Origin of the sequence: Glaciihabitans sp. dw_435, from assembly GCF_018449675.1 — a bacterium.
Taxonomy (GTDB): Bacteria; Actinomycetota; Actinomycetes; order Actinomycetales; family Microbacteriaceae; genus Glaciihabitans.
Map to the genome: position 1 here is coordinate 271,134 of NZ_JAAVUZ010000004.1, position 24,514 is coordinate 295,647.

A 24,514-nucleotide genomic window follows, 5' to 3' on the forward strand; every position below is an offset into this window, starting at 1 on the left:
GTCGGGGGCTCCGGCGTGGAAGAATGACACAAATGTCTCCGCGCGCACTCAAGGCCCTCGAGCCTGCCTCGACCGACCCAGCGTTCATCCGCAACTTCTGCATCATCGCCCACATCGACCACGGAAAGTCGACCCTGGCCGACCGCATGTTGCAGATCACTGGTGTTGTCAGCGACCGCGATATGCGTGCCCAGTACCTCGACCGCATGGATATCGAGCGTGAGCGCGGCATCACCATCAAGAGCCAGGCAGTACGCATGCCGTGGGAACTCGATGGGCAGACCTACGCCCTCAACATGATCGATACCCCCGGGCACGTCGACTTCACCTACGAGGTGTCCCGCTCGCTGGCCGCCTGCGAGGGTGCCATCCTGCTGGTGGACGCCGCCCAGGGCATCGAGGCGCAGACGCTCGCCAACCTCTACCTCGCACTCGAGAATGACCTCACGATCATTCCGGTGCTCAACAAGATCGACCTTCCCGCCGCCGATCCCGAGAAGTACATCAAGGAGATCGTCGGTCTCATCGGGTGCAAGCCCGAGGACATCCTCCTCGTGTCCGGCAAGACCGGCGTCGGCGTCGCTGAGCTGCTCGACCAGGCAACGCGCCTCATCCCGGCTCCCAAGGGCGATGCGGATGCCCCGGCCCGCGCGATGATCTTTGACTCCGTCTATGACGCCTACCGCGGCGTCATCACCTACGTTCGCATGATCGATGGTCAGCTGACCCCGCGCGAGAAGATCATGATGATGAGCACCAAGAGTGCTCACGAAGTGCTCGAGATCGGCGTGAGCGCTCCGGAGCCCACCCCGACAAAGGGGCTGGGCGTCGGCGAGGTCGGCTACCTCATCACGGGCGTCAAGGACGTGCGCCTGTCCAAGGTCGGCGACACGGTGACCAACCACGCCAAGCCCGCGACCGTCGCGCTCAAGGGTTACTCCGAACCGATGCCCATGGTGTTCTCGGGGCTGTACCCGATCGACGGGTCCGACTACCCGCTGCTGCGTGAGGCGCTCGACAAGCTCAAGTTGTCGGACGCCGCACTGGTGTACGAGCCCGAGACATCCGTCGCTCTCGGCTTCGGATTCCGCTGTGGCTTCCTCGGGCTGCTGCACCTGGAGATCATCACGGAGCGCCTGGAGCGCGAGTTCGGCATCGACCTCATCGCCACCGCGCCCTCGGTGATCTACGAGGTCACGACGGACGACAAAAAGACCGTCACCGTGACCAACCCGAGCGAGTTCCCGGGCGGCAAGATTGCTTCCGTCAGCGAGCCCGTCGTGAAGGCATCGATCCTGCTGCCCAAGGACTACGTCGGAACCGTCATGGAACTCTGCCAGGGTCGCCGCGGCACCATGAACGGCATGGAGTACGTCGGCGAGGACCGCGTCGAACTGCACTACACGATGCCGCTCGGCGAGATTGTCTTCGACTTCTTCGACCAGCTCAAGAGCAAGACCGCCGGGTACGCGAGCCTCGACTACGAACCCACCGGATCGCAGGATGCCGACCTCGTGAAGGTCGACATCCTCCTGCAGGGCGAGGCCGTTGACGCGTTCAGTGCCATCGTGCATCGCGACAAGGCGTATGCCTACGGTGTGCTGATGACCGAGCGCCTCAAGAAGCTCATCCCGCGCCAGCAGTTCGAGGTACCGATCCAGGCCGCCATCGGCGCCCGCATTATCGCCCGCGAGTCGATCAGCGCCATGCGCAAGGACGTCCTCGCCAAGTGCTACGGCGGCGACATCACCCGCAAGCGCAAGCTCCTCGAGAAGCAAAAAGAGGGCAAGAAGCGCATGAAGATGGTCGGACGCGTCGAAGTCCCTCAGGAAGCGTTCGTTGCTGCGCTCACGGGAGACACGGAAACGAAGAAGGACAAGAAGTAGTGAAGTCACGCGCCCTGTGGGAGCGTCCGGTCAGCTACGGAGCTGTCGGCGCCACGCAGGCCGATGACCTCATGCAGCACCCGCCGGTCGGCTTCCGCGCGATCACCCGCCGTGTGCGTCTCGGCTTCGGCGACGCCCGGTGGGAGTACGCCTGGACCCAGACCCTCACCTGGGGAGTGCAGAGGATGAGCGGGATGATCGTGCACCCGAGCGATGCCCCCGCCGCCGTCACCGACATGACCTACACACCCGTGGTCTTCGATGACAACGGAGTGCCGGTCGAGCCCGCCACCACGGACGCCGGTGGCCACGCCGTGTACGCCCCCGATGGCACCGCGTTCATCAAGCCGGGGGACTCGGCCAATGTCGTCATCCCCGTGGGTCCCCTCAAGTTCAGCGCGCCCGTGCGCGTCGTCTACGTGGTCGACGAGCCGCAGCGCAAGGGATTCGGGTACGGCACACTCGTCGGTCACCCCGAGAGCGGCGAAGAAGCCTGGATCGTCGAACGCACCGACGATGGTTCGGTCTGGCTCACGATCCGCGCGTTTTCGCGCCCCTCCCGCTGGTTCTGGTGGATCGCGTACCCGGGGCTCCGGGTCATGCAGGCGATCTTCACCCGCCGGTACGAGCGTTCGCTCGCCGGCCCAATCGCAGAATAGAACGCGTCACCCATGCCCAGCGCCTTACCCCTCGCCGACCCGGCTCCCGCGGACGGACTCTTGCCCGCCTCCGTAACGGCGGACGCGTCATCCCGCAATTTCGGTGTCTATCTTCACGTGCCCTTCTGTCGCGTGCGCTGCGGATACTGCGACTTCAACACGTACACCGCCGAGGAACTGCGCGGAGCAAAGAGGTCGGACTACGCCGGCCAGGCGATCGATGAGGTGCACCAGGCCGCCCACGTGATCGCCGCGTCGGGGTTGCCCGCCCGCCCGGTGTCCACCGTGTTCTTCGGTGGGGGAACTCCCACGATGCTTCCGGTGACCGACCTGACGGCCATGCTGTCGTCGGTTGTTGACACGTGGGGGCTCGTGCCCGGCGCGGAGGTCACGACGGAGGCGAACCCCGACTCCGTCGATCTGGACTACCTGCTCGCGCTGCGTGCCGCCGGGTTCACCCGGGTGTCCTTCGGCATGCAGTCGGCGGTGCCACACGTGCTCGCCACTCTCGAGCGCACGCACGACCCAGCGCGGGTGCCCCTCGTTGTGGAGTGGGCTCGGCAGGCGGGGCTGCAGGTCAGCCTCGACCTCATCTACGGAACCCCGGGGGAGAGCATCGAGGACTGGCGGGCGTCCGTCGAGCACGCTCTCGCGCAATCGCCCGACCACATCTCCGCCTACGCGCTCATTGTCGAGGACGGCACCAAGCTGGCCCGGCAGATCCGCCGCGGCGAGCTGGCGATGCCCGACGACGACCTCCAGGCCGACATGTACGAGCTGGTTGACGGCCTGCTGACCGGGGCCGGGTACTCCTGGTACGAGGTCAGCAACTGGGCGCGCGGCGACCGTGGGGCCGACGGCATTCCCGGCGTCGGCCGACCCGCCGAGAGCGACTCGGACTACCGCTCGCGGCACAATCTCGCGTACTGGCAGGGCCACGACTGGTGGGGCATCGGTCCCGGCGCACACAGTCACGTCGGCGGCGTGCGGTGGTGGAACGTCAAGCACCCGGCGGCGTATGCCGACCGCATCGGTGCCGGGCTGTCCCCGGCGGCCGGTCGGGAAACGCTTGACGATGAGACCCGGCGCGTCGAGCGAGTTTTGCTCAGTACCCGCATCCGCCAGGGACTGGCGATCAGCGATCTGACGCCGCAGGGACGCACCGCGGTCGCCGGCCTCATCGCCGACGAGCTGGTGGACGCGCGCGCGGCAATGCACGGGACGATCGAATTGACCCTGCGCGGCAGGCTGTTGGCCGACGCCGTCGTGCGGCGTCTGCTCGAGGATTAGTTCCCCGCCCCCTATTTGATGAAGCGGTAGCTCAGCGGGTAGGTGTACTGCTCGCCGCGGTTGGCGGCCAGCGCAGCGAAGATGCTGAAGATGATGATGAGCACTCCCGCCACGGCGAGGATAACGACGCCGACCGCGATGAGGGACGTGATCCATCCGATGGCGGAAACGATGAGGAAGGTCAGCTGGAAGTTCAGCGCGGAGATGGTGTGATCCCGCACGAACCGCCCCCTGTCCTTGAGCGTCAGGTAGCCGACGAGGGACGGCAGGAACGCCAGGAAGATTCCACCGATGTGCACGAGCGTCGCCCACATCTTCTGGTCGCGCATTGCCAGCGGTGGGCCGAGCGGGGCGGAGGGATCGTGCGGAGGCGTTGACTCGGACATGGTTTCCATTAAACCAAGAAGGCCGGGCGAACCGCCCGACCTTCGTGGAACTGGGGGAGCGCTTCGCGCTACTTGATCCAGCGGATGTTGAACGGGTAGCGGTACGAGCCACCGCCGTTGACCTTCACGCCGCCCATGATGGCAAACACGAGGTTGAGCACGTACACGACCCAGATGATCAGGCCGATGAGCAAACCAACGATGATGCCGATGATCGGAATGAACCCCAGGATCGTCGCCACGATGTTGCCGGCGATGATGATGCCGACGACGTTGATCGTCCAGTTCAGTGCTTCCTTCGACTCCTGGCGCGTGAGCGTGCCACGGTCCTTGAAGACGAGGTAGATAACGAGCGCGGGGATCAGCGGGATGATGTTGCCAAAGTGCGCAAACGACGCCCACTGGCGGTCCTCCGCGGGGGAGAGCGGAGCGCCCGGTGCGGAGGCGGGGTGCGGGTTTGATTCGGTCATGATCTGTCGCCTTTCAAGAAAACGCGGCTTGGTCCCGGAGAACGAGGCGGGCCGGATAGCCCGCGCGTGGGTCCCCCATGTGAGGGATACGCAGTACAAGCACAAGGTAGTGCCTCCCGCTGGTGGCGTGCAACGACGATTTGCCTCACCCTCGGGTAGAATTGGCAGTCACGATCGACGAGTGCCAGTCACAGAAGGAAAGGGGTGCATCGAATGGTTTCGGAGCGCAGCCTCGAAGTACTTCGCGTCATTGTGCAGGATTATGTGGCGTCCCGGGAGCCGGTCGGCTCCAAGTCCATCGTGGAACGCCACTCCTTCGGCGTGTCTGCGGCGACGATCCGCAACGACATGGCGCTCCTCGAAGAAGAGGACCTCATTACGGCGCCCCACACATCGTCTGGACGTGTGCCGACGGACAAGGGCTACCGCGTCTTCGTCGATCACCTCGCCGATGTTCGTCCGCTCACCGGCGCGCAACGGCAGGCGATCGAAGCGTTCCTCGGGCAATCCGTCGACCTCGACGACGTGCTCGCGCGCACCGTCCGTCTGCTCTCCCAGCTCACCCGGCAGGTGGCGCTCGTGCAGTATCCGTCGCTCGCCCGCTCCCGCGTCCGTCACATCGAGATCGTCCCCCTCACGCTGACCCGGTTGATGACCGTGTTCATCACGGACAGCGGACGCGTGGAACAGCGGATGCTCGACGTGTCGTTTCCCCTCGACGAGGTGTTCCTCGCCGAGCTGCGCACCCGCCTGAACGCGTCGATCGGCGGGCTCGGTCTCGCCGAAGCGGCCGATGCGCTGGCGGCAATGCCGGACCAGTTTCCCCAGGACCGGCGGGCCATCGTCGGCCTGATCACCACGAGCCTTATCGAGCAGGTCGCGGCAAACCGCCAGGACAAGCTCGTGATGGCCGGAGCTGCGAACCTCGTTCGTACGGAAGATGACTTCTCCGGAAGCATTTTCCCGGTGATGGAGGCGATCGAGGAGCAGGTGACTCTCCTCAAGCTCTTCAGCGAAATGGCCGTCGACCAAAACGGAGTGTCGGTGAGCATCGGGCGCGAAAACGCGGTGTTCGGGCTGGGGGAGACCTCGGTTCTGACCAGCGGGTACGCGTCATCCGGGGGAAGCATTGCACGACTTGGCGTGTTGGGCCCAACACGCATGGACTATTCGAACAACATTGCCGCGGTACGAGCAGTCGCTCGCTACCTGACGCGGCTGCTCGGTGAGGAATAAGTGGCAGACCATTACGAAGTACTCGGCGTAGACAACAACGCCACTCCCGAAGAGATCAAGAAGGCGTACCGCCGTCTTGCCCGGGAGCTTCACCCCGACGTCAACCCGGACCCGGAGGCATCCGACCAGTTCAAGCTGGTCACGCACGCCTACGACGTTCTCAGTGACCCCCAGCAGCGCCAGCAGTACGACCTCGGCCCACAGCCGAGTTTCGGCGGGGGCGGCCAGGGCTTCGGTGGATTCGGCGACATCTTCGAGACGTTCTTCGGTGGCGGGCAGACCCGCGGGCCGAAGTCCCGCCGCGAACGCGGACAGGACGCTCTCATCCGCGTCGAGATGGACCTGGATGAGATCGTCTTCGGCACGAAGCGCGATATCGAGGTCAACACCGCGGTTCTCTGCGAGACCTGCAACGGCAGCTGCTGTGCGCCGGGGACGTCCCCCGTCACCTGCGACATCTGCCACGGAAGCGGCTCCATCCAGCGCGCAGTCCGGAGCCTGCTCGGCAACGTCATGACCTCAAGCCCCTGCGGTACCTGCCGTGGATACGGCACCGTCATCCCGAACCCGTGCCCCACCTGCCAGGGCCAGGGCCGCGTGCGCGCGACCCGCACCATCTCGGTGGACATCCCCGCCGGTGTCGAGACGGGCCTGCGTCTGCAGATGCCGTCGCAGGGCGAGGTTGGACCCGCCGGAGGACCGCAGGGCGACCTGTACCTCGAGGTCAAGGTGCGCCACCACGAGACCTTCAGCCGCAACGGTGACGACCTGCTCGCCACGCTCGAGGTGCAGATGACCGACGCGATCCTCGGAACGACGACGACCCTGAAGACCCTCGATGGCGAAGTGACTCTCGATATCAAGGCGGGCACCCAGAGCGCTGAAGTCCTGACCGTCCGCGACCGCGGTATCACGCACCTGCGTGGCAGCGGCCGGGGCGACCTGAAGATCGGCATCCAGGTGGTCACCCCCACCAAGCTGAACCACAAGGAGCAGAACCTCATCAAGGAGCTCGCGAAGTCGCAGAAGTCGGTTGCCCCGCACCTCGCGCACTTCCAGCAGGGCCTCTTCGCCAAGCTGCGGGACCGCTTCCTCAACGTCTAGCGACCCCGGCCCGTCTACCCCAGCACCGCACGACGAAAGTGAGCGCATGGCGCACTTCTACCTCAACGAGTTTCTCCTGTCCGCCGAGATCGGTGGCACCGCGGAACTCGTTGGCGCGGAAGCGCGTCATGCCGTCACGGTCAGCCGGGTCAAGCCGGGCGACGCCCTCACCATGGGCAATGGCGCCGGTCTCGTCGTCTCCGGAACGGTGCGGACAGCGGATGCCACGCAGCTGACCATCGACGTCGAGTCGGTGCAGCTCGAACCGGCCGCGGCCCCCGCCATCTGGCTGGCGCAGGCCCTGGCGAAGGGCGACCGCGACGAGCTTGCGGTGCAGGCAGCAACTGAGCTCGGCGTGGACGGAGTCATCCCGTGGTCGGCGTCCCGCAGCATTTCCCGGTGGGAGGGCGCAAAGGTCGTCAAGGGACACGACCGCTGGGTTGCCATCGTGCGTGAGGCGACCAAGCAGTCCGTTCGTGCCTGGATGCCCGAGGTCGCCGACCTCGTCTCCACCAAGCAGCTCGTTGCCCTTGCCGCGTCCGCACAGGTGCTTGTGCTCGACCCGACCGGGGAGCAGGCACTGACCGAGATCGAGACCGACACCCGCGACGTGGTGCTCGTGGTCGGTCCCGAGGGTGGGATCGCGGACCAGGAACTTCACGCGCTGCGGACCGCCGGGGCATCCATTGTCCGTCTCGGGCGCACGGTGCTGCGGACCTCGACCGCCGGACCGGCAGCCATCGCTGTGCTGAGCGCGAAACTCGGGCGTTGGTAGGGGGCCACCCATTAAGCTGGGCACTATGACTTCCGCCGAACCGTCGATCTTCACCCGCATCGTCGCGCGCGAAATTCCGGCCGATATCGTCTTCGAAAACGACTCGGTCATCGCGTTTCGCGACATCGCGCCGAAGGCTCCCGTGCACCTGCTCGTCGTTCCGAAGACGCAGGAGTACGCGAATGTCTCCGAGCTGGCTGCGGGCGACCCGGCACTGCTCGCCGAGGTCGTCGCGACGGCCAATGCCCTCGCCGCCGAATACGCCGGTGGCGAGTTCCGTCTGATTTTCAACTCCGGTGAAAGCGCCGGTCAAACCGTGTTCCACGTCCACGCCCACGTGCTGGGTGGGGCACTCGAGGAAGGCTCCCTTGCCCAGTAGCGACAGTTTCCCCCACAACTCCGACGCCGGCACTGTCCGGGTCGACTTAAGGGTGGACGGCGTGGCGATGGTGCGGCTCCTGGGTCCCCAGGACCGCCTGCTCAAAACCATTGAGCGGCAGTATCCCGACGTGCAGGTGCTCGTTCGGGGCAACGAAATCACCCTGAACGGCGAGGCCGCGCAGGTAGAGGCCGCGCGGCGGCTGGTGGAGGAACTCATACAGATGGTGCGCAATGGTGCCGACCTCGGGTCTGCGGACGTGACGTCCTCGGCCCGCATTCTCGACGCAAACGCCGGGAGCCCGGCCGAGCTGCTGAGCCAGGCGATTCTCACGAGCCGCGGTAAGAGCATCCGTCCGAAGACCCTCGGACAGAAGGAGTATGTCGACGCCGTCGACACCAACACGATCGTGTTTGGCATCGGACCGGCGGGAACGGGAAAGACCTACCTCGCCATGGCGAAGGCGGTACAGGCCCTGCAGCGCAAGGAGGTCGAGCGGATCATCCTGACGCGCCCCGCCGTCGAGGCGGGCGAGCGCCTCGGATTCCTGCCCGGCACCCTGACCGACAAGATCGACCCGTACCTGCGCCCCCTGTACGACGCGCTCAACGAGATGATGGACCCGGAGATCGTGCCGAAGCTGCTCGCCTCGGGCACCGTCGAGGTCGCCCCCCTCGCGTACATGCGCGGCCGCACGCTCAACAACGCCTTCATCGTGCTCGACGAGGCGCAGAACACCACGCCAGAGCAGATGAAGATGTTCCTGACCCGCCTGGGACACGGCTCCAAGATGGTCATCACCGGCGACATCACGCAGGTCGACCTGCCCGTCGGCGCGAGCGGACTGCAGCTCGTCACCCGCGTGCTCGAGGAGATCGAAGACATCCACTTCTCCCGTCTGACCAGCGCCGATGTGGTGCGACACACGCTCGTCGGTCAGATCGTCGACGCCTACACGAAGTACGACGCAGAGCGCCAGGCAGCAAAGTTCGAAGAAGACAAGAACCGACCGGCACGACCAGACAAGAGGTGGGGTCGCTAAATGTCGATCGAGATCAACAACGAGTCAGGCATCGACGTCGACGAGCCCAAGATCCAGCGGCTGATCGCGTACAACCTCGACCAGTTGCACGTGCACCCGGACGCCGAACTGGCGATCCTGTTCGTCGACGAAGCCGCCATGGAGCAGCTCCACGTGCAGTGGATGGACGAGCCAGGCCCCACCGACGTCCTGAGTTTTCCGATGGACGAACTGCGCCCCGGCTCCGAGGACATGCCGACCGAGCCAGGGTTGCTCGGCGACATCGTCGTCTGCCCGCAGGTTGCCGTCGTGCAGGCGGAGGCCGCCGGGCACAGCCCCCTCGAGGAAATGCTGTTGCTGACGACCCACGGCCTGCTGCACCTGCTGGGTTTCGACCACGCCGAACCCGAAGACGAGAAGGAAATGTTCGGCCTGCAGCGCGACCTCCTGGTTGGATTCGCCATGGCAGAGCGACGACGTTGATCCGATGATCGCCACCTTCATCGTCGTTGCGGTTGTGCTCGTCGTCTTCGGCGGGCTCCTCGCGGCGGCCGATGCCGCACTGCAGGTGCTCAGCCGCACCGACATCATCGACCTTGCCTCCCACAGCCGGTCACGCCGGTCGCTCCTGGCCATCGCCGAAGACGGCGGAGCGCACGTCAATGCCATCAACTTCATGCGTGTCGTGTCCGAGACAACGGCGGCCGTGCTCGTGTCGCTCGTGTTCGCGTACTCGCTCACCGAGTGGTGGTGGGCCCTGCTGGCCAGTGCCCTGCTGATGACCGCGGTCTCGTTCGTGCTCGTGGGTTCCAGCCCGCGGAGCGTCGGTCGTGCTCACGCGCGGTCCGTGCTGAGGTTCTCGGCAGCGGTCATCCACTCCATCCGTGTCTTTCTCGGTCCGATTGCCAACGCTCTGGTCGCGATCGGCAACCGCGTCACGCCCGGCCGCCCGAAGAACGCAACGTTCTCGAGCGAGGAGCAGCTGCTCAGCATGGTCGACGAGGCCACGGAGCTCGACGTGCTCGAGGAAGACGACCGCGAACTCATCCACTCGATCTTCGAGTTCAACGACACCGTCGTGCGCGAGGTGATGGTGCCCCGCACCGACATGATCACGATCGACGACGACGACACCCTCGACCACGCCATGGGGCTCTTCCTCAGTCGCGGCGTGTCACGCGTGCCCGTCGTCGGTACCGACATCGACGAGATCCTCGGCGTGCTCTACCTCCGCGACGTCGCCCGCGTCACATACGAGCAGACCCTCGACTCGCACGCGCCCAGCGTCGTCGAGTTGTCGAGGCCCGCCCTGTTTGTGCCGGAATCCAAGAAAGCGGATGACACGCTGCGCCAGATGCAGCTCGAATCCAATCACCTCGCCATGGTGGTCGACGAGTACGGCGGAATCGCGGGCCTCGTCACCCTTGAGGACCTCATCGAGGAACTTGTGGGGGAGATCTCGGACGAGTACGACCGCGAGGTCGCGGAGTTCGAGGAGATCGAGCCCGGCCGTTTCCGCGTGAGTGCCCGCATGTCGGTGGACGAGCTCGGGGACCTGTTCGGCATCGAGCTCGACGATGACGAGGTGGACTCCGTCGGTGGACTGCTCACGAAGTCGCTCGGCAGGCTGCCCATCACCGGCTCCGTCGCCACGGCGTCCGGGCTGATTCTCACGGCCGAACGCACCGAGGGCCGCCGCAAGCGCGTCAGCACCATCCTGGTCGAGGCAGACCAGGAACTCCTCGACGCGCAGGCGGCGTTTGGCGCCAACGACGCACCCCACACGGGCGAGACCGCCGCCGCATCGCGCGAACCCTCCGCCTAACCTCCCGTACTTCCGATCAGCGCTCCACACAAAGGAACACGCACATGTCCCACCTCACGCCCGACTCCGACTTCCGGGCCGGCTTCGTCAGCTTCGTCGGCCGCCCCAACGTCGGCAAGTCGACCCTGACCAACGCGCTCGTCGGCGAGAAGGTGGCGATCACGTCATCCAAGCCTCAAACGACCCGCCGGGCCATCCGCGGCATCGTGCACCAGGGCAACGGCCAGCTGATCGTGGTGGACACCCCCGGTATGCACCGGCCGCGCACCCTGCTCGGTGAGCGTCTGAACAGCATCGTGCAGGACACCCTCGCCGACGTCGACATCGTTGGGTTCTGCATTCCCGCCAACGAGAAGATCGGGCCTGGCGACAAGTACATCAACGAGCAGCTGGACAGCTTTCCGCGGGCAAAGAAGGTTGCGATCGTCACCAAGATCGACGCGGCCAGTCGCCCCGCCGTCGCCCAGCAGCTCCTGGCCGTCAGTGAACTGCGCGACTGGGAAGCCATCGTTCCGATCTCGTCGACAAGTCGCATTCAGCTCGACACCCTCACCACCCAGCTGATCAAGCTCATGCCGACGTCGCAGGCGCTCTACCCGTCCGACGCGATCACCGACGAGAGCATCGAGGCCCGCGTCAGCGAGCTCATCCGCGAGGCGGTGCTCGAGGGCGTCGAAGACGAACTCCCGCACTCGATCGCCGTCACCATCGATGACATGATCGAGCGCGACGACAAGGACCTCGTCGAGATCTACGCCAACCTCTTCGTCGAACGCGACAGCCAGAAGGGCATCATCATCGGCCACAAGGGCGAGCGCCTGCAGGACGTCGGCGCCCGCGCGCGTGTGCAGATCGAGAAGCTCGTGGGCAAGCAGGTGTTCCTGTCGATCCGCGTGAAGGTGGCAAAGGACTGGCAGCGCGACCCCAAGCAGCTGGGGCGCCTCGGCTTCTAGTCGCGGTCCCTACATCGCGAGGATGATTTCCGTCGTTCTCGCGATGCGCGGCGCCTGATTCCGCCTAGCGTGTACCGTATGTTCCGTTTTCTCCGCCCCTACCAGCTCGCGGTGGACATCGTCATCGCGGGGCTGTTCCTGGCGTCGTCCTTTGCGCTGAGCGGCGGGCGCGGGGCCGAGTACCTTCTTGCTGCCGCCCTGACCATTGCGCTGCTGCTGCGCAGGATCGCACCGGCATGGTCGCTCAGTGTGTCGTGGGTTGCAGCCCTCGGCCAGATGTACGTGGTGAACCTCACCCCCACCTTCACGGACTTCGCCATCCTCGCGGTGCTCTACACGTCCGCGGCGTACGGCGGTCGCGTCGTCAAGTGGGCAGGTCTGGTCTCGGTCGGGGTGGGTTCGCTGCTGGGCAGCATGTACCTCGTGCTGTCCGGCAACGGCGATATCTTTGGTCTCAACTTCGGTTCCGGCGACCTGTCGCTGGACGCGCAGCGGATCGTGCAGTTCTTCTTCCTCTTCATCGCGATGCTCGTTCTGCTCGGGCTGCCCTGGACGGTGGGCCTCCTCGTCCGCACCCGCGTCGTGGCGCGGGAAAACAAGGAGGCCGAGATCGAGGCGAGCCGGCAGGCGGAGATCGCCGAGCAGGGTGTCATCGTCGAGCAGGAGCGCAACCGGATCGCCCGCGACATGCACGACGTTGTCGCGCACTCGCTCGCCGTCGTGATCGCGCAGGCCGACGGTGCCCGCTATGCCCGGGCGAGCGATCCGGCGGCGGTGGATGGCGCACTCACGGCCATTTCGTCGACAGCACGGGACGCCCTTGCCGACGTGCGACTGTTGCTCGGGCAGCTGCGGCACAGCCAGGCCGAGGGCCCGCAACCGGGACTCGCCGAGCTCGACCGCCTGCTCGACCAGCTGCGCGCATCCGGTCTCCTCATCCGTGACGAGACAGTCGGTCCGCCGCTGCAGCTGGGAACCGGCCAGCAGCTGGCGATCTACCGCATCGTGCAGGAAGCACTCACCAATGTCCTGAGGCACGGCAACGTGCTCAAAGAAGTAACCGTGCTGTTCAACTGGACGGCAACCGACCTGGAGGTCACCATCGACAGCGCACTCACCGCATCCCCGCACACCGGCGAACTGCGACTTGGGCACGGCCTCGCCGGCATGCGCGAGCGCGCGACCCTCGCCGGGGGATGGCTCACCGCGTTGCCCCGCGACAACCGGTTCGTGGTCATGGCGTCGGTGCCGACGGCGGCGGCGGTGCGCTCGTGACCGAGACTGGGACCATCCGCGTCGGGCTCGTTGACGACCAGGCGCTGTTCCGTGCGGGCATCCGCATGCTCGTCTCCTCCCAGCCGGACCTGGAGTTCGTCGGCGAGGCGGGTAATGGCGTCGACGGGATCACGATGGCGGCGGAAGCACGGCCGGACGTCATCCTGATGGACATCCGGATGCCGGTGATGGACGGCATCGAGTCGACGAGGTCGATCCTCGCCGCCGCAGACGCCCGCGGCGATCGCCCTCCGCGCGTGATCGTGCTTACGACCTTCGACCTCGACGAGGCGGCGACCCGGGCCATTCGTGGGGGAGCGAGCGGCTTCCTCCTCAAGGACACGGACCCGGAATTTCTGCTCGCCGCCATCCGCACCGTGCACGCCGGAACCGCGGTGATCGCCGCCGCGGCCACGCGCGAGTTGTTCCAGCACTTCGACTCGCAGGCGCAGGCGCCGGCCGCCCCCGATTCCTTCGGCACCCTCACCGCGCGGGAGAACGACATCTTCCTGTTGGCCGCCCGCGGGCTCAGCAACGCCGAGATCGCCTCGGCGGAGTTCCTCAGCGAGGCGACGGTGAAGACGCACATCAGCCGCATCCTCGGGAAGCTGTCGCTGCGCGATCGCGTGCAACTGGTGGTATTCGCGTTCGAAAACCGCCTTGTCGACTGACCCGCGAATCATCCTGCAGGGGGAGGGGATGACCTCTCTCGCTTGATTCGCGCACCCCGGGTCATCCGAAAGCCTTGATGACATGGAAACAATCACACAAGATCCCGGCGTCGTTGCCCGCGTCGCCGGCCTCACCAAGTCGTACGGTGCGGGCAGCACCATCGTCTCCGCGCTCTCGGACGTCTCGATCGGGCTGAAGCGCGGACAGTTCACGGCGATTATGGGACCGAGCGGATCGGGTAAGTCCACGCTGATGCACATCATGGCGGGGCTCGACTCGCCGACCTCTGGCCGGGTCTGGCTCGGCGATACGGACATCACGGGGATGAGCGACACCGAGCTGACCCTGCTGCGACGACGCCGGGTGGGATTCGTATTTCAATCGTTCAACCTGGTGCCGACCCTCGACGTCGAGGGCAACATCCTGCTGCCGTTCGAGCTGGACGGGCGCCGTCCCACGACACAGGAACGCCAGTGGGTGGACCAGTTGATCGACACGCTCGGCCTTGCCCCGCGGCTGCGGCACCGGCCGCACGAGCTCTCGGGTGGCCAACAGCAGCGCGTCGCGATCGCGCGGGCCCTCGGTTCCCGCCCCGACCTGGTGTTCGCCGACGAGCCGACCGGAAACCTCGACTCCCGCACCGGCCGCGAGGTGCTGTCACTGCTTGCGGCCGCCAGCGCCCAGTACGGTCAGAGCATCGCGATGGTCACCCACGATCCCATTGCGGCGAGCTTCGCCGACCGGATCCTGTTTCTCGCGGACGGTCGCGTGGTCGAGGAGCGCTCCCGGTCGACAGCCGAGGAAATCAGCAGCTTCATGCTCGGCATGGAGCGGGCATCATGAGCCGCCGATCACGGTTCGGAGCCTTCAACGCCCGCGAGCACACGCCCAGCATCCTCGTGGCGACGATCAGCGCGGCGTTCGGGGTGTGCCTGCTGCAGGCCACGGGGATGCTCACGCAGATCATCGAGGCGGACGATGTGACCGGCGACAGCCGCACCGTGGCGGCCCTGCTGCGGATCGTGTCTGCGGTGTTCATCGTGATCGCCGTCTACGTGTCATCCATCGTCACGTCCAACACCTTCGCGACGATCATTGCCGGGCGCACCCGGACGATCGCGCTGCTGCGTCTCATCGGATCGAGCGCGGTCACCCAGCGGCGCGCGGTCGCGCGGGAGGGCCTCGCCGTCGGCGTGATCGGGGCCCTGGTGGGAACCGTCGTGGGCACCGCGGCTACTGTCGCGCTCGTGGGCGTTGGCACGGCGGCGGGTACGATCCCCGACCTGCCGTACGGGTACGTGCACCCTGATCTTGTGCTTCCGATCGTCGCTGTGGTGCTCACCACCTGGTTGGCGTCGTGGGTGGGGTCCCGGCGGGTGCTGGTGGTCTCGCCCATGCAGGCGACGGGGGCGGCCCAGGAGCACTCGCTCGAGGAGGTGGGATCCCGTCGTGCCCGCAACGGGATCGCGATCACCCTGTTCGCCATCGGAACGGCGCTGCTGATCGCCGGAGTGGTCGTGGGACTGGTGTCGCCGCTCGGCGTGCTCATCGGGATCGTCGGTGGCCTCTTCTCCTTCACCGGAATCGTGCTCGGTGCCCAGCTCGTGATGCCGCCGGCGCTGCGGCTGGTGGGCAGGGCGTTCGGCCGCAGCGCGCCGGCCCGGCTCGCCGCCGAGAATGCGGTGCGGTACCCGGAACGCAGCTCGCGCACCACGATCGGACTTGTCATCGGCGTCACCCTCGTCACGATGTTCGCGGTCGCGGTGGAGAGCTACCAGCAGATGTTGTTGCGTGCGCAGGCCGCCAACCCCACCTACTACGGCGGGATCGACGAGTCGCTCCAGATCACCGTGGTGGTCTTTTCGGTGCTCATCGGTTTCAGTGCGCTCATCGCGGCCGTCGGCATGGTCAACAACCTGTCGCTCAGCGTGCTGCAGCGCCGCAGGGAGCTGGGTCTCTTGCGGGCGCTGGGGTTCACCGGGCGCCAGATGCGGTCGATGATCCTCGCCGAAAGTGCGCAGCTCACCACGGCGGCGGTGCTCGTCGGACTCGTGCTCGGCACCGTCTACGGCTGGGCGGGAGCACAGTCGCTGCTCGGGGGTATCACCGGCAGTCCGGGGATCATCTGGCCCGCGATACCGCTACCGCTGCTCGGGGTGATCATCGTCGCCGCCGGGGTACTCACGCTCGTGGCATCCATCGCTCCGTCGCGTCGTGCGACCCGGGTGACACCGGTCATCGCCCTCGCGGTGGACTGAGCGCCGGCCGCGTCGGGCCACACGGGGCAGCGCGTGCGTGGCCCGGCGCTCCCCGCCATGGCGGTCCGGTGCGGCTCGCCGTGTCCCGGCCGTGCCCGCCCCGGTCATAGAGTTGGACCGTGCATATCGGACTGCTGGGCGGACTGCGCATCGAGCACGATGGCCGGTCCATTTCGGTAACGGGCGCGATGCAGCTCGCCGTGCTGTTCAGGCTCGCCGTCGACGCGGGGTCTGCGGTCAGCTACCGGGCGATCGCCGAGGACATCTGGTCGCTCGACGCTCCGGACAACGCCCGCGCAGCACTGCAGTCGATCGTGTCCCGGCTGCGGTCGCAGCTTCCCTCCGGCGCGATCGAATCCACCGTCGGTGGGTACCGCCTGACGCTGGCCCGCACCGACGTCGATGCTCTGGTATTCGGCGACCTTGTCGCCGCGGCGTCGAACGCGCAGACACCGGATGACGCGTCCCGCATCGCCAGCGAAGCGCTCGGGTTGTGGGCGGGGGAGCCCTGGGTCCCATCGACCAACTTTGACTGGTTCGAACGCGATCTCGCGCGGGACCGGGCACGGGCACTCGAGCTGGGTGGGGTAACTCCCGGTGGACCCGCGCCGGCGCAGGCCCCGCCCATTCCGACACCGCTGACCTCGCTGGTAGGCCGTGAACGTGAGCTCGAGAAGATCGCGGAGCAGCTCTCGCTCAGCAGGCTCGTCACCATCATCGGCACGGGCGGCGCGGGTAAGACCCGGCTCGCGGTGGAGACGGCGTCGGCCCGGCCCGGCTCATACCTCGTCGAGCTTGCCCCGGTCGGTCCGGAGGAGCTGTACGCGGCAGTCGCCGCCGCGACGGGACGCGAACTGCGCAGCATCGACGCGAGTGCCGAGCCGACGGGCGCCCGGGAACGGGTGCTCGAGACGATCCACGGCCGGGACGTGCTGCTCGTGCTCGACAACTGCGAGCACGTCATCGCGGAGGCCGCAGCGCTTGCGCACGACCTGCTGACGTACCTCCCACATCTGCGCATCCTCGCCACCAGCCGCGAGCCCCTCGGCGTCGCGGGCGAAGCGTTCGTCGGGGTCGGAGCACTTCCTACGCCGGCCGACGACGACCTCGCTGGTTTGGATGACGCGGCGCTGACAGCGTACGCAGCGGTGGAACTCTTCCGTCAACGCGCCCTCGCCGCGACCGGGGAGGAGCCGTCCCACGGCGAGCTCATCACGGCCGCCCGCATCTGCGTCCGGCTCGATGGACTTCCGCTTGCCATCGAATTGGCGGCTGCGAAACTGCGCACCATGACGCCAGCGGAGGTGCTCGAGGGTCTCGACAGCCGCTTTACGCTTCTGTCCGGCGGATTCCGCACCGCCCTGCCACGGCACCAGACGCTGCGCGCGATGATCGACTGGAGCTGGAGCCTCCTGTCGGCGGACGAGCGACGCGCACTCACGAGCATTGCGGTGTTCCCGGGTGGCATCGGCGTGCGGGACGCGACGCGGGCGGCGAGCGCGATGGGGCTCTCCGAGGCATCCGCCCTCGACTCCCTCGTGGACCGGTCGTTGCTGCAGCGGGTGCGGGGACGCTACCGCGCGCTCGAGACCATTCGCGAATACGGGGTGGAGCGCCTCGCAGAAGATGGCCTGCTGGCGCAGGCGCGCGACGCGCAGGTGGCGTACATCACGATGCGCGCGCGGGAGACCGATCCGCTGTTGCGGGGGCCGCGCATTCGCGAGGCGATCGTCTGGTTCGACGCCGAGGACGACAACATCGGCGCGGCCCTGCGATACGCGGCCCAAACAGGACAAGCGAATCGCGCGTTGCAACTTGCCATGTCGTCGGCCTGGTACTGGGCGATCCGCGACCGCGAGGACGACGCAACGTTCTGGTTCCCGAGCCTTGCGGCAATGTCGGCAGGGCAGGTCGCGAACACCGATGGTGCAGATGGTGCCGGAGCGGTCGGGGCCGATGACGCGGAGGCAGAAGACGCCAGGCTCGTGCGGCTGCTTGTGCCCATCATTCAGGCGGTGAGCGCATCGAACATGGGGTCCACCGCGGGCGATCCCCCGAGCGAGAGGTTGGCTCTCGACTCCATCATCGCCTCCGCGCTGGAAGACATCTCCAGCCTGAAGGCGGCGGCTGCCGGAAGCGGCAATGACCTTATCCAGTTGGTTCCCGTGCTGCTGGAGTCGTTCCGGGGCGCTGGCACCGCCGGTGAGTGGATGATCAATGTCCAATTGCCCCGCGGCGAGGACCTGGGACTCGGTCCCTGGCCCACCGCGCTCCTGCACGTCGTTCGGGCAGCGGTCGCCCAAAACCGCGGCGATATTGACGAACTCGGCGAGAACTCGGCGCAGGCGGTCGCGCAGTTCGCCGAGATTGGGGATCTCTGGGCACTCACGCTCGCGCAGCAATTGCGGGCCGAGTGGCTGACGCTGCAGGGATCCCTCGACGAGGCGTACGCGCTCGTCGAGGCGTCAATCTCGACCACCCAGTCGCTCACCTCTAACTGGGATGTCGCCCAGCAGGCGGGGCTCGCCATTCGGATCCTTCTGCGGCAGGGAAAGTTCGACCTGGCGAAGAAGCGTGCCGAGCAGCTGCTCGATGGGGCTCGGGCAAGCGGTAACGCCCGCACCCTTCTGCAGGCCCGTGTGTCCGCCGTCTCGGTCTACCTCGCCTTCGGTGACATCCCCGCCGCGCAGGAGTGCCTCGTCTCGATCGACGAGATTGCCCACGAGTGGCCGGGGATGCCCTCGCAGATCCTCGCCTGGGCCGAGATGGCGCGGGCAGAAGTCTGCATCATGCAGGGGGAACTGGATGCCGCGACGGAAGCACTCCGCTCGGCCGCCCGCTTCGCCCTCATCACCATGGACCACCCGATCATCGGCGAGCTCGCCCTGAATCTCGGGTGGCTCGCACTGGCACGGGGTGATGTCCCCGAGGCGCTGCGCGCGCTGGACCTGTCGACCGCGATCGTCGGTGCGTACGATGCCACGGCACCCGCCGTGGTGCGAATCGAGAAAGCGGCGGACGCCGGAATCGGGCGGAACGGGGCATCCACCCCATCCCGCCCGATCGCCATCGAAGCGCTGCGCCACCTCGTCGAATAGACGCTAGATCTTCTTGCGGTAGGCCCAGGTGGCCAGCGGGAAGAACACGGCGACCAGAACCACGCACCATCCGAGAACCCACGCGACCTCACCACCGACGGTCGTTCCGGGACTCATGATGGACGGTCCGACCAGCAAGCCGCGCATCGCCTCGATCACGTGCGTCACCGGGTTGATCGCGACCCAGCCCTGCAACCAGGTGGGCAGCGTCGACGCGGGCACGAAGGTCGAGGACCCGAACGTGAGCGGGAACACGATGAGGAACGACAGTCCCTGCACTGCCCCGGAGCTACGCGCCAGCATGCCGATGAAGACCGAGATCCAGCACAGGCTGACGGCGAACACGATCATCAGCAGCACGGCGCCGACCACCTCGAGCGGGGAGGTCAGGAAGCGGAACCCGATGAGCGAACCGAACGCCAAGGTCACGGCGATCGCGATCGTGTGACGCACGATGTCACCGCTGACCGCGCCCAGCAGGGGAGCGGAGCGGGAGATCGGCAGCGAACGGAACCGGTCGAACACGCCGTTCTTGAGGTCGGTATTGAGGTTCACGCCGATGGTGAGCGAGGTGAACATGATCGTCTGCACGATGATGCCGGGGAGCGTCAGCTGCAGGTAGTCGTGACTGTTGCCGGCGATCGCGCCGCCGAAGATGAACACGAAGATCACCGTCATGATGATCGGCTGCACCGTTACGTCGATGAACTGTTCCGGGTTGCGCACCATCTTGGTGACGGTGCGTTGGGCGAGGATGAGTGAGTCGCGGACCATCAGGCTGCCGCTCCTTCCGTTGCGGGGGTGTCGATCGGGGATTCGTCGCTGGCGGAGCCCGCCTCGACGTGCCCGGTCAGGGAGTAGAAGACCTCATCGAGGCTGGGCAGCCGCAGCGACATCTCGGTGACGGCGATGTTTTCGGCAGCGAGGCGGGTGACGGTCGCGGTGAAGGCGTCCGCGTTTGCCACCGGCACGGAGACCAGGTCGACGGACGGATGCTCCGGGGCGCGGGTGCCGACGGACGCCAGCAGCGCTGTCACCCGCTCCAGGTCACGCACATCGGTGGGACGCACCTCGAGGGTTTGCCCACCCACCTGCCGCTTGAGCCCCTGCGGGGTGTCGTGGGCGATCACGCGCCCGTGGTCGATGACGGTGATCTCGTTGGCGAGGGCGTCGGCCTCCTCGAGGTACTGGGTGGTCAGCAGCACCGTCGTTCCGGAGCGGGTGAGCGAGCGCACCATCTCCCAGACGTCGTCCCGCTTGGCAGGGTCGAGTCCGGTGGTGGGCTCGTCCAGGTAGACAACGCTCGGTCGCCCGATGAGGGAGGCGGCGAGGTCGAGCCGGCGGCGCATGCCGCCCGAGTAGGTCTTTGCGAGGCGCCGCCCGGCGGACGTGAGGTCAAACTCCTCGAGCAACTCCGTGGCCCGCGTCTTGGCGTCGATGCGCGAGAGCTCGAGCAGGCGTCCGATCATCACGAGGTTCTCGATGCCCGTGAGGTCCTCGTCAACGCTCGCGTACTGTCCCGTCAGCCCGATGCGGCGGCGCACCTCCGAGGGCGAGTCGACGACGTCGAATCCGGCGATCTTCGCCGATCCGGCGTCGGGTGTGAGCAGCGTCGCGAGAATGCGCACGGCGGTGGTCTTGCCGGCGCCGTTGGGGCCGAGCACGCCGAGCACGCGCCCGGGCTCGACGGTGAGATCGATGCCGTCGAGGGCGACGGTCTTTCCGAAATGCTTGGTGAGGCCGCGTGCTTCGATTGCAGCAGTCCTGATTCCTCCTTGGGTCATCACCGATGGTGCCCGGGGTGCGGTGTCACGCCGCTGTCACGGGCTGTCACGGGATGACAGCGGCCTGCCGGGGAGCCGCGGCCCGGGGCATCCGCTCGTCCCTCGACGATTTCGGAGAAGACTGCACAGTCCTGCAGTGCTACCCTCGAATGGTGTTGTTCGGTCTGCTTCTCCTTAGCTGCCGCGACGAGTCCTAACTTCAGGCCTCACTCGTCGCGGAGTTTGTCGTTGGCTGACCACTCAAGCGAAGAGAAAACGAGACCATGAAGAACACACAACAGCCGTCGCCGATGCCGACGCACAAGTACCGTCCGTACGCCGAGACCTTTGCCGTCGATCTGCCCGACCGCACCTGGCCCACGAAGCAGATCACGAAGGCGCCCATCTGGTGTGCGGTCGACCTGCGCGATGGCAACCAGGCGCTCATCGACCCGATGAGTCCCGAGCGCAAGCGCATCATGTTCGACCTGCTGGTGCGCATGGGCTACAAGCAGATCGAGGTCGGCTTCCCCAGCGCGAGCCAGACGGACTTCGACTTCGTTCGCAGCCTCATTGAGGACGACCTGATCCCCGACGACGTCACCATCCAGGTGCTGACGCAGGCGCGCGAGCACCTGATCAACCGCACCTACGAGTCGATCATCGGCGCCAAGCGTGCGATCGTGCACCTCTACAACTCCACCAGCATCCTGCAGCGCGAGGTCGTATTCCGGCAGGACCGCCAGGGCATCATCGACATCGCCCTCGAGGGCGCGCGTCTGTGCAAGGCGGCCGAGTCGATGGTCCCCGGCACTGAGATCTACTACGAGTACTCGCCGGAGAGCTACACGGGCACCGAGCTCGACTTCGCCCTGGAGATCAGCAACGCCGTCATCGAGGTCTTCGAACCGACCCCCGAGCGCAAGGTCATCATCAACCTGCCGGCAACTGTCGAGATGGCGACCCCCAATGTCTACGCCGATTCAATCGAGTGGATGTCCCGGCGCCTGGCACACCGCGAGAACGTGCTGCTCAGCCTGCACCCGCACAACGACCGCGGCACCGGCATCGCGGCGGCCGAACTCGGCTACCTGGCCGGCGCCGACCGCATCGAGGGATGCCTGTTCGGCAACGGCGAACGCACCGGCAACGTGGATCTCGTTGCGCTCGGCCTCAACATGTTCACGCAGGGCGTCGACCCGGAGATCGACTTTAGTGACCTCGACGAGATCCGCCGCACCGCCGAGTACTGCAACCAGCTCAAGGTGCACGAGCGCAGCCCGTGGGCGGGCGACCTGGTCTACACCGCGTTCAGCGGCTCGCACCAGGACGCCATCAAGAAGGGCTTTGAGGCCATGGCCGTCGAGGCGAAGGACAAGGGCGTCACGGTCAACGACCTGGTGTGGGCGGTTCCCTACCTGCCGATCGACCCGAAGGATGTCGGTCGCGGCTACGAGGCAGTCGTCCGGGTCAACTCGCAGTCGGGCAAGGGTGGCGTCGCCTACCTGCTGAAGACGGACCATGCCATCGACCTGCCGCGTCGACTGCAGATCGAGTTCAGCGGAGTCGTGCAGGCAAAGACGGACGCCGAGGGCGGCGAAGTCACGAGCGACCAGATCTGGAGCATCTTCCAGGATGAGTACCTGCCGGCGCCCGCGTCGCGCCCCGAGGACAAGTGGGGACGCTTCGAGCTCACCCGCATGCGCACTGCCAGCGATCTGACTGGTGACGTGTCGCTCGACATCCAGCTGCGAATCGGAGACGAGGTTCAGGCGGCGAGTGCGACCGGTAACGGTCCGATCGCCGCGTTCCTCGGCATCATGGCCGAGCAGGGCATCGAGGTCGAACTCTTCGACTACGTCGAGCACGCGTTGAGTGCCGGAGGTGACGCGCTGGCCGCGTCCTACGTCGAGCTGCGTGTCAACGGCAAGACGCTCTGGGGCGTCGGCATCGATGCGGACATTTCGACCGCCTCACTCAAGGCCGTCGTCTCCGCCGTCAACCGTGCGGTGCGCACGGAAGCCGGCGATCGCGAACTGCTCGCCGTCTAACGGCTGCGCCCGTCCGGCGCACTCACGTCGCCGCCAGCGCACGCCTCCGCATCCGATGCGGCGGGAGTAATCGCAGGTCTCGGCGGCTTGAGTTCAGGTCGTCGTTGCAACACCTCTGACGAGGGTGGTGTTTATGTCGTTGCCACGAGCTGCGAAGACGATGTTTTGGAGAGCGTTTCACGAGGGCGCGTCGGTCGAGGCAGCGATGACTGTGGCGGGCGGGAAACCGACTGTGGGACGGGTGTGGGTGCGGCAGGCTGGCGGGGTGATTCCTCGTCATCTTTTACTGTCACCGTCCGGCCGATTTCTGGATGCGACCGAACGAGCCACGATCATGGTCGCCCAGCGGGAGGGAAAGTCGATCCGGTCGATCGCAGCGATGCTGGGTCGGTCTCCGTCGACGATTAGTCGGGAAGTGCGCCGCAACCGTGAGGTCAAGAAGGTGCAGAACGGCATCGTGCGGTTTGCACCCTATGACGCTCGTTCGGCGCAGTTATGGACGGAGAAACGATTGCCTCGTCCGCAACCGTCGAAGCTATCTCAGCAGCCACTGCTGCACGAATACGTGCAGACTCGGTTGCATCAACGATGGTCGCCGGAACAAATAAGTAGCACGCTGAAGGTTGATCATCCGGACGATGAAAGGATGCGGGTGAGTCACGAAACGATCTACCGATCCCTGTTTATTCAGGCCCGTGGGTCGCTGAAACGGGAAGTTGAAGCCAAACTCCGCACCGGACGCACGCTGCGCAAACCCCACAAACGGGCGGCTGCCGACGGGCGGGGCAAGAACCGAATCGCGAACATGCTGATGATTTCCGAACGACCTGCGGACGTCGATGACCGTGCTGTTCCCGGGCATTGGGAAGGGGATTTGATCATCGGTGAATACAACGGGAGCCAGATCGGAACCCTAGTGGAGCGCGCGACCCGGTATGTGATGCTCGTCCATTTGCCCACCAGCAGAGACGCCGATGTAATGGCTGCAGCGCTGATCGAGACAATCCAAACATTGCCCAGCGAGTTGATGAAGACGTTGACGTGGGATCAGGGAATCGAGATGGCCGGACACCAGAATGTGACCGTTGCCACGGACGCGGACATCTATTTCTGTGACCCGCATTCGCCATGGCAGCGTGGTTCCAACGAAAACACCAACGGATTACTGCGCCAATATTTCCCCAAAGGCACCGATCTTTCCGTCCACAGCAAAGAACACCTGGAATTCGTGGCCCGCGAACTCAACGGACGACCCCGCAAAACTCTGGCTTGGAAAACACCAGCCCAAGCCATGGACGAGTTACTGTCAAACCTTCACGAACAACCAGGTGTTGCAACGACGACTTGAATTCACCCGGGAGTAAAAATCACGCGGCGGGAGTCATAGCTCCCGCCGCGTGCTCGTTTCTCCCT

22 protein-coding genes are annotated in these 24,514 nt (G+C 66.1%); 18 read left to right on the plus strand and 4 right to left on the minus strand.

Going from position 1 to position 24,514, the window contains the following annotated elements; translation table 11 throughout:
• Window positions 1-32: 32 nt before the first annotated feature.
• The 3 genes from lepA to hemW are packed head-to-tail and all read left to right on the plus strand — an operon-like array spanning window position 33 to window position 3,835.
• A complete protein-coding gene (gene lepA / locus HB677_RS08175) occupies window positions 33-1,886 on the plus strand; it encodes a translation elongation factor 4 (RefSeq protein ID WP_213815181.1) in 1,854 nt (617 codons plus the stop codon).
• Window positions 1,886-2,545, plus strand: coding sequence for a DUF1990 domain-containing protein (locus HB677_RS08180; RefSeq protein WP_307852523.1), 660 nt, complete (start codon window positions 1,886-1,888; stop codon window positions 2,543-2,545). Before lepA ends, HB677_RS08180 begins: the two co-directional genes overlap by 1 nt.
• Before the next feature lie 12 nt (window positions 2,546-2,557).
• Window positions 2,558-3,835, plus strand: a complete 1,278-nt coding sequence (gene hemW / locus HB677_RS08185) for a radical SAM family heme chaperone HemW (protein ID WP_213815182.1) — start codon at window positions 2,558-2,560, stop codon at window positions 3,833-3,835.
• 11 nt (window positions 3,836-3,846) lie between these two features.
• On the opposite strand, the gene HB677_RS08190 is transcribed toward hemW, so the two are convergent.
• Window positions 3,847-4,221 carry a DUF4870 domain-containing protein gene (locus tag HB677_RS08190; protein ID WP_213815183.1) on the minus strand — a complete coding sequence of 125 codons (375 nt, stop codon included), beginning with the start codon at window positions 4,219-4,221 and terminating at the stop codon, window positions 3,847-3,849.
• A gap of 68 nt (window positions 4,222-4,289) precedes the next feature.
• Complete coding sequence (locus HB677_RS08195) at window positions 4,290-4,691, minus strand: DUF4870 domain-containing protein (RefSeq protein WP_213815184.1); 402 nt, start codon at window positions 4,689-4,691, stop codon at window positions 4,290-4,292.
• A 213-nt stretch (window positions 4,692-4,904) separates the two neighbouring features.
• Here HB677_RS08195 and hrcA point away from each other — a divergent pair, with 213 nt between their 5' ends.
• The 13 genes from hrcA (at window position 4,905) to HB677_RS08260 (ending at window position 19,287) form a co-directional block, all read left to right on the plus strand.
• The gene (hrcA, locus tag HB677_RS08200; protein WP_213815185.1) at window positions 4,905-5,927 is read left to right on the plus strand and encodes a heat-inducible transcriptional repressor HrcA; all 1,023 of its coding nucleotides are present in this window, start codon (window positions 4,905-4,907) and stop codon (window positions 5,925-5,927) included.
• Complete coding sequence (gene dnaJ / locus HB677_RS08205; RefSeq protein ID WP_213815186.1) at window positions 5,928-7,031, plus strand: molecular chaperone DnaJ; 1,104 nt, start codon at window positions 5,928-5,930, stop codon at window positions 7,029-7,031.
• A 46-nt stretch (window positions 7,032-7,077) separates the two neighbouring features.
• Entirely contained in the window at window positions 7,078-7,806 is a 729-nt protein-coding gene (locus HB677_RS08210; protein ID WP_213815187.1) for a 16S rRNA (uracil(1498)-N(3))-methyltransferase, read from the plus strand.
• 25 nt (window positions 7,807-7,831) lie between these two features.
• Window positions 7,832-8,185, plus strand: coding sequence for a histidine triad nucleotide-binding protein (locus tag HB677_RS08215; protein ID WP_213815188.1), 354 nt, complete (start codon window positions 7,832-7,834; stop codon window positions 8,183-8,185).
• 67 nt (window positions 8,186-8,252) lie between these two features.
• On the plus strand, window positions 8,253-9,227 hold the full coding sequence (locus HB677_RS08220; RefSeq protein WP_213815262.1) for a PhoH family protein: 975 nt from the start codon (window positions 8,253-8,255) through the stop codon (window positions 9,225-9,227).
• Window positions 9,228-9,689, plus strand: a complete 462-nt coding sequence (gene ybeY / locus HB677_RS08225; protein WP_213815189.1) for an rRNA maturation RNase YbeY — start codon at window positions 9,228-9,230, stop codon at window positions 9,687-9,689. It abuts the gene before it with no gap.
• Between the two features lie 4 nt (window positions 9,690-9,693).
• Window positions 9,694-11,031, plus strand: coding sequence for a hemolysin family protein (locus HB677_RS08230; RefSeq protein WP_213815190.1), 1,338 nt, complete (start codon window positions 9,694-9,696; stop codon window positions 11,029-11,031).
• Window positions 11,032-11,075: 44 nt separating this feature from the next.
• Window positions 11,076-11,984 carry a GTPase Era gene (gene era / locus HB677_RS08235; RefSeq protein ID WP_213815191.1) on the plus strand — a complete coding sequence of 303 codons (909 nt, stop codon included), beginning with the start codon at window positions 11,076-11,078 and terminating at the stop codon, window positions 11,982-11,984.
• A gap of 78 nt (window positions 11,985-12,062) precedes the next feature.
• A complete protein-coding gene (locus tag HB677_RS08240; protein ID WP_213815192.1) occupies window positions 12,063-13,259 on the plus strand; it encodes a sensor histidine kinase in 1,197 nt (398 codons plus the stop codon).
• On the plus strand, window positions 13,256-13,930 hold the full coding sequence (locus HB677_RS08245) for a response regulator transcription factor (protein WP_307852524.1): 675 nt from the start codon (window positions 13,256-13,258) through the stop codon (window positions 13,928-13,930). Before HB677_RS08240 ends, HB677_RS08245 begins: the two co-directional genes overlap by 4 nt.
• Window positions 13,931-14,012: 82 nt before the next feature.
• Complete coding sequence (locus HB677_RS08250) at window positions 14,013-14,774, plus strand: ABC transporter ATP-binding protein (RefSeq protein WP_213815194.1); 762 nt, start codon at window positions 14,013-14,015, stop codon at window positions 14,772-14,774.
• The gene (locus tag HB677_RS08255) at window positions 14,771-16,189 is read left to right on the plus strand and encodes an ABC transporter permease (RefSeq protein ID WP_213815195.1); all 1,419 of its coding nucleotides are present in this window, start codon (window positions 14,771-14,773) and stop codon (window positions 16,187-16,189) included. The genes HB677_RS08250 and HB677_RS08255 overlap by 4 nt, the downstream gene beginning before the upstream one ends.
• 119 nt (window positions 16,190-16,308) lie before the next feature.
• Window positions 16,309-19,287: an AAA family ATPase gene (locus HB677_RS08260; protein WP_213815196.1), complete on the plus strand. Its 2,979-nt coding sequence runs from the start codon at window positions 16,309-16,311 to the stop codon at window positions 19,285-19,287.
• Between the two features lie 3 nt (window positions 19,288-19,290).
• Here the strand turns inward: HB677_RS08260 and HB677_RS08265 are convergent, their stop codons facing one another.
• Both HB677_RS08265 and HB677_RS08270 read right to left on the minus strand, forming a co-directional pair.
• Window positions 19,291-20,061: an ABC transporter permease gene (locus HB677_RS08265; RefSeq protein ID WP_213815197.1), complete on the minus strand. Its 771-nt coding sequence runs from the start codon at window positions 20,059-20,061 to the stop codon at window positions 19,291-19,293.
• Entirely contained in the window at window positions 20,061-21,071 is a 1,011-nt protein-coding gene (locus HB677_RS08270; protein WP_213815198.1) for an ATP-binding cassette domain-containing protein, read from the minus strand. The genes HB677_RS08265 and HB677_RS08270 overlap by 1 nt, the downstream gene beginning before the upstream one ends.
• Window positions 21,072-21,334: 263 nt before the next feature.
• Between HB677_RS08270 and leuA the strand changes: the two genes are divergently transcribed.
• Together leuA and HB677_RS08280 are read left to right on the plus strand one after the other, a co-directional pair.
• Window positions 21,335-23,101, plus strand: a complete 1,767-nt coding sequence (leuA, locus tag HB677_RS08275) for a 2-isopropylmalate synthase (protein ID WP_213815199.1) — start codon at window positions 21,335-21,337, stop codon at window positions 23,099-23,101.
• Between the two features lie 133 nt (window positions 23,102-23,234).
• The gene (locus tag HB677_RS08280; protein ID WP_213815200.1) at window positions 23,235-24,449 is read left to right on the plus strand and encodes an IS30 family transposase; all 1,215 of its coding nucleotides are present in this window, start codon (window positions 23,235-23,237) and stop codon (window positions 24,447-24,449) included.
• Window positions 24,450-24,514: the final 65 nt, after the last annotated feature.